This window comes from Nioella sp., assembly GCF_964229645.1.
In the GTDB taxonomy this organism is placed as follows: Bacteria; Pseudomonadota; Alphaproteobacteria; order Rhodobacterales; family Rhodobacteraceae; genus Nioella.
Window position 1 is genome coordinate 1 of the sequence record NZ_CAXREX010000001.1, and the last position, 7,994, is coordinate 7,994.

Consider the following 7,994-nt stretch of genomic DNA (forward strand, 5'->3'; position numbering starts at 1 on the left):
TCGCGCGAGGTGATGCCCGCGCGCGCTTTCGAAAACGGGATGTGGCTGCTTTATGCCAACCATGCAGGCGTTGAAAACGGGCTGAGATATTACGGCGGCAGCCGCATCATCACTCCGGTGGGGCAAAGCCTGGCCGAAGCGGGCAGGAGCCCGGCGCTGATCGTGGCAGACCTGGACCCTGCTGCCGTGAAGGCCGCGCGCACCCGCTTGCCTTACCTTGCGGATCGCGCGGGCCTGCTGGACCGATTGAGGCCTGCCGGTTGAGGCCGGTGTCGCCGGGCTTTAGGCCCGTCGACCCGGGCGAGCGCCCCTCGTCGACCCCCGCAATCGCGGGGGCACTCCTCGGGCCGCAGTTGCCACGGGCCCGGTGCGAGGGCGCGCCAAGTGGGTGGGGCCTGCGCGACGGGCAGGGGCAGGGTGCCTCCGGCGGGAGTATTTGGGCCAAGAAGAAGGGGCGGTGCGGGCTCTGAAAGGGGCGTTCGGAGGGGCCCCGGAGCGTGGGCTTGAAGATCAGGGGGCTGTCTCGATGATCTGCTCGACACGGGTCGCAAGGTCTGGGGGGAGCGGGTGCCCTTCGAGGTCAAGCCACTCGACCTTGTCCCCCCGGGCAAGACGCAGAGCAACCGGGCGCTTGGAGATACGGGCGTAAACGCCCTGGCTGGATGCCCCGAAATGGCGTGATGTGACGCAGAGGGCCTGCACGCGGACCGGGCCGGCATCAATCGGGGGATCGAGTGCGAGGGTCATGGGCGGACACTTATCTCGCGCAGGGCGAGTTTCGCCGTTGGCCAAAGCAGGCGAGCAAGAGAAAAGTGAAGGGCAAGGTCCACCCGGCCTTCCAGGCAGGGGCGGTCGAAGTCGGGGGTGAGGGCCAGTTGCACGCGTCGGGAGGGCGGGCCGTAGAGAAGCGGGCAAAGCTGGCCGAAGACCTGCCCCGTCTCGGCCGGGTCGCCCAGGCCGAAGCACCCCTCGGCATGCAGGTGATCGAGATGAATGCCAGAGATCGTGTCAGCCACGAGGCCGGGAAGGGCTCGCATGAGCCTTTTCATGCGGCGCGAGAGGGTGCGGGAGAAGACGCTCCTTGTGCGTTTTCGGGGGGATGCGTCGTGCAAATCGGGTCTGGTTGCAGGGGCAGGTGTGGCGGAACCCGGCCCTTGCCGCGTGACCCGGACCAGGGCCGGAGCGCGCGGGCTGACGAGGTGCAGGCGAACCGAGACCTCTTGCTTCGGGGAGCTGGCCCATCTGACCCGCAGGTGCCATGGCACGACGAGGATCAGGCAGATCAGCCCCAGAAGCCCGGCCAGAAGCCAGCCAAGCACGCTTAGCCCCGTGAGCATCGCGGATCAGCCGCCCGTCGCCTTGTCCGCTGCGGTTGCAATGGCCTTCGATGCGGTCTGCGCCAGCACCTCGGCCACGTCCGAAACCGCGCCCTTCACGGCCTCGACCCGCGCGCCTTCGGAATCGATGATGATCGCGCCGAGCGGCTTGATGCCGCCGCCCGCCCCGGTGCCGCCGCGCTGGCCGGCCTTGGCATCGGACATGCCGCCCGCGCCGAAACCGAAGCCGAAGCTTACGATAGGGATGATGGTGGCGCCGTCCTTTTCGATCGGGTCGCCGAGCACGTTCTTGGCATTGAGCAGACGGTCGAGTTCATCGACCGTCCCCTTGAGCAAACGTTCCACGTCTTCCATGGGATCCTCCTGTCAGTTCGGACTGTCAGGGGAGTGTTGGACCCGCCCCGGACATGAGGCCATGATCTGTGTCAATAGTTGCAAATCGTGCGCGAAGGGGCGCGACGAAAAAGCCCCGGCACAGGGGCCGGGGCTGGGTTTCCTGGAGTGACAGGAAGATCAGAGATCGGGGTAGAGGGGGAAGCGGGCGCAGAGCGCTTCGACTTCGGCCTTCACCTTGGCTTCTACCTCGGCATTGCCGTCTTCGCCATTGGCGGCCAGCCCGTCGACCACTTCGACGATCCAGTCCGCGATCTGGCGGAACTCGGCCTCGCCGAAGCCGCGGGTGGTGCCCGCCGGCGTGCCAAGGCGGATGCCCGACGTCACCATCGGCTTTTCCGGGTCGAACGGGATGCCGTTCTTGTTGCAGGTGATATGCGCCCGACCGAGTGCCTTCTCGGTCGCGTTGCCCTTGACGCCCTTGGGGCGCAGGTCGACCAGCATCACATGGGTGTCGGTGCCACCGGTCACGATATCCAGGCCGCCCTTCATCAGCTGATCGGCAAGGGCCACCGCGTTGGCGCGGACCTGCTTCTGGTAGGCCTTGAACTCGGGGCGCAGCGCCTCGCCGAAGGCCACCGCCTTGGCCGCGATCACATGCATCAGCGGGCCGCCCTGGATGCCGGGGAAGATGGCCGAGTTGACCTTCTTGGCGATCTCTTCGCTGTTGGTCAGGATCATGCCGCCCCGGGGGCCGCGCAACGTCTTGTGCGTGGTCGTGGTGGCCACGTCCGCGTAGGGGAAGGGTGAGGGGTGTTCGCCTGCGGCCACGAGCCCCGCGAAATGGGCCATGTCCACCATCAGGTTGGCGCCTACGCTGTCGGCAATCTCGCGGAACTTGGCGAAATCGATCTGGCGCGGAATGGCCGAGCCGCCGGCGATGATCAGCTTGGGCTGATGTTCGGTGGCGAGTGCCTGCACCTGGTCGTAGTCGATGCGGCTGTCCTGCTGACGCACACCGTACTGGATGGCATTGAACCACTTGCCCGACTGGTTGGGCTTGGCGCCGTGGGTCAGGTGCCCGCCTGCATCGAGGCTCATGCCCAGGATCGTGTCGCCGGGTTGAAGCAGCGCGGTGAACACGCCCTGGTTGGCCTGCGACCCGGAATTTGGCTGCACGTTGGCAAAGCCGCAGCCAAACAGTTCCTTGGCGCGGTCGATGGCCAGGTCCTCGGCGATATCAACGAACTGGCAGCCGCCATAGTAGCGACGGCCGGGATAGCCCTCGGCATACTTGTTGGTCATCACCGAGCCCTGCGCGTCCATCACGGCGCGGCTGACGATGTTTTCCGAGGCAATGAGCTCGATCTCGTCGCGTTGACGGCCAAGCTCCTTGGTGATGGCACCGAAGATTTCCGGATCACGGTCTGCGAGGCTCTCGGTAAAGAAACCAGCGTCGCGGTGGGGCGCGTTCATGGCCTGTCTCCCTTGTGAAGGCAATGAGGTGTTGCGGCTGCATCTAGCCAAACAAGCCCGTGGGGGAAAGCCCGGAAACCGCCGCATTTCGTCTCATGAGCGTCCCCGATCGGAAACTTCGGGGTCGTTTCTCCCGAATCCGGGATTGAGTTTCCGCCCCCCGCGGGCAAACACTTGCAGGACGTAACCGACCGGAGTCGCCATGCCTTCCGCCCGAAACCTCTGTTTCCTGGCCTCGGATGCGCCGATTGCGCAAGAGGCCCTGACGCGCCTGACCGCGCGCTATGGCCAGCACGCACCCGAAGAGGCCGACGTGATCGTGGCGCTTGGCGGAGACGGTTTCATGCTGTCCACGCTGCATGGCACGCAGAACCTCGATGCCCCGGTCTATGGCATGAACCGGGGCACCGTCGGCTTCCTGATGAACGAATATGCCGAGGACGGGCTGATCGAACGGCTGGAAGCGGCCGAGACGGCAGTCATCAATCCGCTGCACATGAAGGCGGTCGGGTCCGATGGCACGGTCACCGAAGCGCTGGCGATCAACGAAGTCAGCCTGCTGCGCGCGGGCCCGCAGGCGGCGCGTCTGCAGATCTGGGTCGATGGCAGGATGCGGATGCAGGAACTGGTCTGCGACGGGGCGCTTCTGTCGACGCCAGCAGGCTCGACCGCTTACAACTAGTCCGCCCATGGGCCGATCCTGCCCATCGGGGCCGATGTGCTTGCTCTGACCGCGATGGCGGCCTTCCGGCCCCGGCGCTGGCGCGGGGCGCTCCTGCCCAAGCGCGCGGTGGTGCGCTTTGACGTGCTCGACCATGACAAGCGGCCGGTGATGGCCGATGCCGACAGTCGGTCGGTGGAAAACGTGACCTCGGTCGAGATCCGCTCGGCCGCTGAGGTCGAGCACCACATCCTCTTCGATCCCGGTCATGGCCTGGAAGAGCGCCTGATCCGGGAACAGTTCGTCTGATCCGGGCGGAGCGAAATCCGGCGCGGATTTCGGCCCGGTTTTCGCGGCGAAAACCGCCCCGCCCTGGTCGGGCTCGAGTTGCTTGCATTTTGCTGGAGCATATAGTTTAACGTTAAACAAATTTCCGCGAGGCCTGAGTCATGAGCGATGACAAACACGACGCGTTCCGCCAGGGGGCGCTGGATTATCACGAGTTCCCCAAGCCGGGTAAGCTGGAAATCCGGGCCACCAAGCCCATGGCCAACGGGCGCGACCTTGCCCGTGCCTACAGCCCCGGGGTGGCCGAGGCCTGTATCGAGATCGCCAAGTCGCCTGCCGAAGCTTCGCGCTACACCGCGCGAGGAAACCTGGTTGCCGTGGTGACGAACGGCTCTGCCGTGCTTGGCCTTGGCAATATCGGGGCACTGGCGTCGAAGCCCGTGATGGAGGGCAAAGCGGTCCTGTTCAAGAAATTCGCCAATGTCGACTGTTTCGACATCGAGGTGAACGAGCCCGATCCCTACAAGCTGGCCGAGATCGTCTGCGCGCTGGAGCCCACCTTCGGTGCAATCAATCTCGAAGACATCAAGGCCCCCGACTGTTTCATCGTCGAAAAGATCTGCCGTGAACGCATGGGCATCCCGGTCTTCCACGACGACCAACACGGCACCGCAATCGTGGTGGGGGCGGCGGCCACCAACGCTCTGCACCTTGCCGGCAAGTCTTTCGAGGACATCAAGGTTGTCTCCACCGGCGGCGGCGCGGCGGGCATCGCCTGCCTCAACATGCTGCTCAAACTGGGCGTGAAGCGGGAAAACGTCTGGCTGTGCGACATTCACGGGCTGGTCTACGAGGGCCGGGCCGAGGACATGAACCCGCAAAAGGCCGATTATGCCCAAGCGAGCGATCTGCGCACGCTCGACGAGGTGATCGACGGGGCCGATCTTTTCCTGGGCCTGTCGGGGCCCGGCGTGCTCAAGCCCTCCATGGTGGCCAAGATGGCCGAGCGGCCCATCGTCTTTGCCCTGGCCAACCCGACACCGGAAATCCTGCCTGACGAGGTGCGCAGCGTCGCGCCGGATGCGATCATCGCGACCGGGCGCAGCGATTTTCCCAACCAGGTCAACAATGTCCTTTGCTTCCCCTTCATTTTCCGGGGTGCGCTGGACGTGGGGGCCACGGAAATCAATGACGCCATGCAGATCGGCTGCGTCGAGGGCATCGCGGCGCTGGCCCGGGCCACCACCAGCGCCGAGGCGGCTGCTGCCTACAAGGGCGAACAGTTGACCTTCGGGGCTGACTACCTCATTCCCAAACCCTTCGATCCGCGCCTGATCGGCGTTGTCGCCAGCGCCGTGGCCAAGGCCGCGATGGAAAGCGGCGTTGCCGTGCGCCCGCTCGACGACCTTGCCGCCTATCGCGAAAAGCTCAACCAGTCGGTCTTCCGCTCCGCGCTTATCATGCGGCCCGTGTTCGAGGCCGCCGCCACCACCACCCGCAAGATCGTCTTCGCCGAGGGCGAAGATGAACGGGTGCTGCGCGCGGCGCAGGCGATGCTGGAGGAAATGACCGACACACCCACGCTGATCGGTCGTCCCGAAGTGGTCCAGATGCGGATCGAGCGCGCGGGCCTGACCATCCGGCCCGATCGCGACTTCGAACTGATCAACCCCGAGAGCGATCATCGTTATCGCGATTACTGGCAGACCTATCTCGACAAGATGCAGCGCAAAGGCGTTACGCCGGACCTGGCCCGTGCGATCCTGCGCACCAACACAACGGCCATCGGGGCGGTCGCCGTTCATCGCGGCGAGGCCGATTCCCTGATCTGCGGCACCTTCGGCCAGTATCTGTGGCACCTCAACTACATCACCCAGTTGCTGTGCGATGGCGGGCTGCATCCCGTGGGCGCGCTCAGCCTCGTGATCCTCGAGGACGGACCGCTCTTCATTGCCGACACCCATGTGCATGCCGTGCCCACGCCGGAGCAGATCGCGGAAACCGTGATTGGCGCGGCACGCCACGTGCGCCGATTCGGGATCGAGCCCAAGATCGCGCTCTGCTCTGGCTCCCAGTTCGGCAATCTCGACAGTGACAGCGGCAACCGTATGCGCGCTGCGCTGGAGATTCTCGACGCCAAGGGGCTCGATTTCGTCTACGAGGGCGAAATGCACGCCGATGCGGCGCTCGATCCCGAACTGCGGGACCGCATCTACCCCGGGTCGCGACTCGAAGGGGCCGCAAACGCGTTGGTCTTTGCGTCGACCGATGCGGCCGGTGCCGCGCGCAACATCCTTAAGATGAAGGCGCGGGGGCTGGAGGTGGGTCCGATTCTGATGGGGATGGGAAACCGTGCCCATATCGTCACACCGTCGATCACCGCGCGCGGGCTGCTGAATATCACGGCCCTGGCGGGAACGCCGGTGCATCACTACGGATAAAACCAAACCTTTCCAAAGGCTTGATCTAATATAGGCCGGTCCCGTCAACGGGGCCGGTCTATTCCGTTTGCGAGGATGCCGCACCCGATAGTGAAGGCTCTGCTTTCGCTTCGTCTGCTAATCTCAAGATTTTACGAGCTTTTTGGATTTCGATCTGTTAACCATTCCTACCAGGACGTTAACCAGTATTAAGCGTTCGTTAACAACAAGCCGGGCACCCAAACAAAAAACCGCACCGGCAGAGGCAACATAAGGTTTCACGAGGAGACAGACTCCCATGACCAGACTCCGTTCTGCTTTGGCAGCCTCCGCTGCCATGGCCACGCTTGTTGCGGCACTGCCCGCACTGGCGGATGGCCCTTCCGTTTCCCCCGTCATCTACGAACCCGCCGAAATCGTCTCGGAGGACGATTTCTGGGCCGGGATGTATGCGGGGCTGTTCTTTGGCATGGGCGCGTCCAGCCATGAACTCTTTATCGACATCGACGGTGCCGACCGTTTCACCCATACCGAAGACGGTATCGGCGGCACCGGCGCGCTGGTTGGCGCGCGAGCCGGTTTCGATTTCCGACTTGGCAGCAGCAGCATCTTTGGCATTGGCCTCGATGCATCCTTCGGGGATATCTCCAGCAACTCGACGACGCTCTATCGGCCCGTGGCTGGTGGCCAACTTGAAGTCACTAATGACATTTCGGTTGACTCAATGTACGCCCTCACTGGCCGCATTGGTCGCGTGGTCAGCGAAAACACCCTGATCTACGGCGTGGCGGGGTGGGCCATGGCAGACATGACCGTCAATGCCAACTACAGCAGTGATGCACAGATTTCGGGGGGGGGGCAGGCTTTTTCTGGCCTGCCCGGCGCCTTCTCGGTGGAAGACACCGTGGCAGGGGCGACCATCGGCCTTGGCATGGAAACCCGCCTTGGCGAGCGCACCTCGGTCGGCGTGGAATACCGCTACACCGACCTCGATGGCATGACGATCTACGACCCGGTCGGGGTTACCCAGGTGCAGATGCCGTCCACGGCACTTCAGACCTTCACCGCAGGCCTGAACGTCCGCTTCTGAGCGACGCCAGTCACGCACATTCAAGAGGCGCCCCGATCCGGGCGCCTCTTTTTCGTTTCGCGCGCCCCTGCGTCAATGAAACCCTTTGTATGCGGTGGCATGGCGCGGTAGGTCGTGGCGCAGGGGAATGCAGGACATCTATGGAGGAGACGACATGGGATATTCGGATGTCTATGCCGAAGCCAAGGCAGACCCTGACGGCTACTGGATGAAAGCCGCCGAGGGCATCGACTGGGTCAGCCCGCCCTCGAAGGCACTCTTTGACGAAAACGCCCCGCTTTACGAATGGTTCGCAGACGGCAAGCTGAACGGCTGCTGGAACGCGGTGGACCGTCACGTCGAGGCCGGCCACGGCGACCGCATCGCCATCATCCATGACAGCCCGATCA

The 7,994-nt window shown here is 64.2% G+C and carries 8 protein-coding genes and 1 pseudogene; 5 read left to right on the forward strand and 4 right to left on the reverse strand.

The features are described 5' to 3' along the window. On the forward strand, window positions 1–264 hold a 264-nt coding region (locus ACEQXV_RS00005), incomplete at its 5' end, for a nitrilase-related carbon-nitrogen hydrolase (RefSeq protein WP_370267261.1). A gap of 246 nt (window positions 265–510) precedes the next feature. Here ACEQXV_RS00005 and ACEQXV_RS00010 read toward each other — a convergent pair. The 4 genes from ACEQXV_RS00010 to glyA form a co-directional block, all read right to left on the reverse strand. Then, window positions 511–747, reverse strand: a complete 237-nt coding sequence (locus ACEQXV_RS00010; protein ID WP_370267262.1) for a hypothetical protein — start codon at window positions 745–747, stop codon at window positions 511–513. After that, window positions 744–1,037: a DUF2953 domain-containing protein gene (locus tag ACEQXV_RS00015; protein ID WP_370267264.1), complete on the reverse strand. Its 294-nt coding sequence runs from the start codon at window positions 1,035–1,037 to the stop codon at window positions 744–746. The genes ACEQXV_RS00010 and ACEQXV_RS00015 overlap by 4 nt, the downstream gene beginning before the upstream one ends. A gap of 306 nt (window positions 1,038–1,343) precedes the next feature. Then, on the reverse strand, window positions 1,344–1,691 hold the full coding sequence (locus tag ACEQXV_RS00020) for a spore germination protein GerW family protein (RefSeq protein WP_370267265.1): 348 nt from the start codon (window positions 1,689–1,691) through the stop codon (window positions 1,344–1,346). 159 nt (window positions 1,692–1,850) lie between these two features. Beyond that, window positions 1,851–3,146 carry a serine hydroxymethyltransferase gene (gene glyA / locus ACEQXV_RS00025; RefSeq protein ID WP_370267266.1) on the reverse strand — a complete coding sequence of 432 codons (1,296 nt, stop codon included), beginning with the start codon at window positions 3,144–3,146 and terminating at the stop codon, window positions 1,851–1,853. 202 nt (window positions 3,147–3,348) lie between these two features. Between glyA and ACEQXV_RS00030 the strand changes: the two are divergent. From ACEQXV_RS00030 to ACEQXV_RS00045, 4 genes and pseudogenes are all read left to right on the forward strand, one after another. Beyond that, window positions 3,349–4,116, forward strand: a pseudogene (locus ACEQXV_RS00030) (NAD kinase). 140 nt (window positions 4,117–4,256) lie between these two features. After that, window positions 4,257–6,536, forward strand: a complete 2,280-nt coding sequence (locus tag ACEQXV_RS00035) for an NADP-dependent malic enzyme (RefSeq protein ID WP_370267267.1) — start codon at window positions 4,257–4,259, stop codon at window positions 6,534–6,536. Window positions 6,537–6,813: 277 nt separating this feature from the next. Beyond that, window positions 6,814–7,605 (forward strand): outer membrane protein, encoded by a 792-nt coding sequence (locus ACEQXV_RS00040; protein WP_370251416.1) that lies wholly within the window; start codon window positions 6,814–6,816, stop codon window positions 7,603–7,605. Between the two features lie 154 nt (window positions 7,606–7,759). Then, window positions 7,760–7,994: acetyl-coenzyme A synthetase N-terminal domain-containing protein (locus ACEQXV_RS00045; RefSeq protein WP_370267269.1), on the forward strand; the 235-nt coding region annotated here is incomplete at its 3' end.

Bases quoted from the DNA above. Each gene is read 5' to 3' on its own strand.
- ACEQXV_RS00010 (WP_370267262.1), bottom strand. From the start codon at position 747: ATGACCCTCGCACTCGATCCCCCGATTGATGCCGGCCCGGTCCGCGTG.
- ACEQXV_RS00015 (WP_370267264.1), bottom strand. From the start codon at position 1,037: ATGCGAGCCCTTCCCGGCCTCGTGGCTGACACGATCTCTGGCATTCAT.
- ACEQXV_RS00020 (WP_370267265.1), bottom strand. From the start codon at position 1,691: ATGGAAGACGTGGAACGTTTGCTCAAGGGGACGGTCGATGAACTCGAC.
- glyA (WP_370267266.1), bottom strand. From the start codon at position 3,146: ATGAACGCGCCCCACCGCGACGCTGGTTTCTTTACCGAGAGCCTCGCA.
- ACEQXV_RS00035 (WP_370267267.1), top strand. From the start codon at position 4,257: ATGAGCGATGACAAACACGACGCGTTCCGCCAGGGGGCGCTGGATTAT.
- ACEQXV_RS00040 (WP_370251416.1), top strand. From the start codon at position 6,814: ATGACCAGACTCCGTTCTGCTTTGGCAGCCTCCGCTGCCATGGCCACG.